The organism is Paractinoplanes toevensis, assembly GCF_018332695.1.
In the GTDB taxonomy this organism is placed as follows: domain Bacteria; phylum Actinomycetota; class Actinomycetes; order Mycobacteriales; family Micromonosporaceae; genus Actinoplanes; species Actinoplanes toevensis.
The window spans coordinates 1-1,273 of record NZ_BOQN01000246.1 but is presented as its reverse complement, the minus strand read 5'-3'; the positions used below and the strand labels follow the sequence as shown (position 1 = coordinate 1,273).

The following is a 1,273-nucleotide window of genomic DNA, read 5'->3' as shown; positions in this document are numbered from 1 at the left end:
TCGGCAAATCCGCGTGCGTGGTGACCTGACTGCGCGGGCTACTGACCGTCAGCGGTGATGGGGTCGCGGGGGTCCCGGCGGATCCGTTGTGCGGGCCGCGGTGCGTCGGCCGGGATTGCCTGGATGTCCTGCCTGCATCCGGGCGGTGGCGAGTTGCCGGATGGTCGGTGCGGTTGTGTGTCACCTTCTTGTGGGGCTGGTTTGTTGCTGATTTCGCGGCTCGGGTTACATTGGCGATCTTCATCTGGACCGGCGGCGCAGGATGCGGGCACCTTGTGGGAGGCCGGCCTGTCGTGCCGACGGGCGTGACATCAGAACCCCTGAGGGACGGCATGGACTCGTACACCATCACCATCACCCCCGACGATGACAGCGGTAACAGCACCACTCTGACCGTGGACACCTCCACCGGACAGACGCGGATCACCAGCGTGCACATGCACGCTCCGGCCGGTCTGACCGGCGCTGCGATGCCCAGTGTGGACGTCGGACTGCTCCTGCAAGCTGTTTCCGGTTCCACGCCCACCCCCGCCGCGATCACCGCTGATCCCACGACGGTGGCGAAAACGGCACCGCACCCGGTGCCCGCGAACACCGACGCCACAGCCGACGAGTCACCGGCGACCACCGCGACGGTGACCCCGCAGCCCGCCACCAGGGATACCACCGAGCATGCACCGGGCACGGCGCCCGCGAAGCGGTCCAGCCGCCGGAAGGCCGGCACGGCCCCGTCGGCCAAGGGGGCGCAGGCACCGTCGAGCCGCGCGTCTGGCGGCCGTAGCCAGCCGGCTCCGAGGAAAACGGTCCCGCGCCGGCGAGCAGCGGAACAGCCGGCCGCCGCCGCTGCGGAGAGTGGCGCCGAGCGGGTTTACCGCAGGATGCCCGACGACTTCGCCGCCGTGTACCGCCAGGCCGGCACGGCCGCGGCGGTCGCCGATCACTACGGCGTGCCCCGCCACACCGCGCAGGGCTGGGTCCGCCGCCACAAGAAACAGGACCCGACCGCCAAGAACTGACCGCCGAGAACCCGGTACTCGGCCGGCAGACGAAGCCATTCGCGGCTGGCTGAATCGAGGGAAGAACACCATCGCTGGCACCGGGCTCTCGACCGGGCTCTCGACCGGGCTCTCGACCGGGCTCTCGTACCCTTGACCCAGCCGGCGGGCGCTGTACCCGCAACCGCCCGCCGGCTCCCCCGCCTGCAGACCACTGACACCACGTCGAACCCGACCCGAACTCCGCGCGCTCACGGCGCCGTAGAGCGAGTCCGAGC

The 1,273-nt window shown here is 70.6% G+C and carries 1 protein-coding gene; it reads left to right on the top strand.

The window, feature by feature from the left end; genetic code table 11:
• Positions 1–332: 332 nt before the first annotated feature.
• Positions 333–1,016, top strand: a complete 684-nt coding sequence (locus Ato02nite_RS50970; RefSeq protein ID WP_213013969.1) for a hypothetical protein — start codon at positions 333–335, stop codon at positions 1,014–1,016.
• Positions 1,017–1,273 lie beyond the last annotated feature (257 nt).

Bases quoted from the DNA above. Each gene is read 5' to 3' on its own strand.
- Ato02nite_RS50970 (WP_213013969.1), top strand. From the start codon at position 333: ATGGACTCGTACACCATCACCATCACCCCCGACGATGACAGCGGTAAC.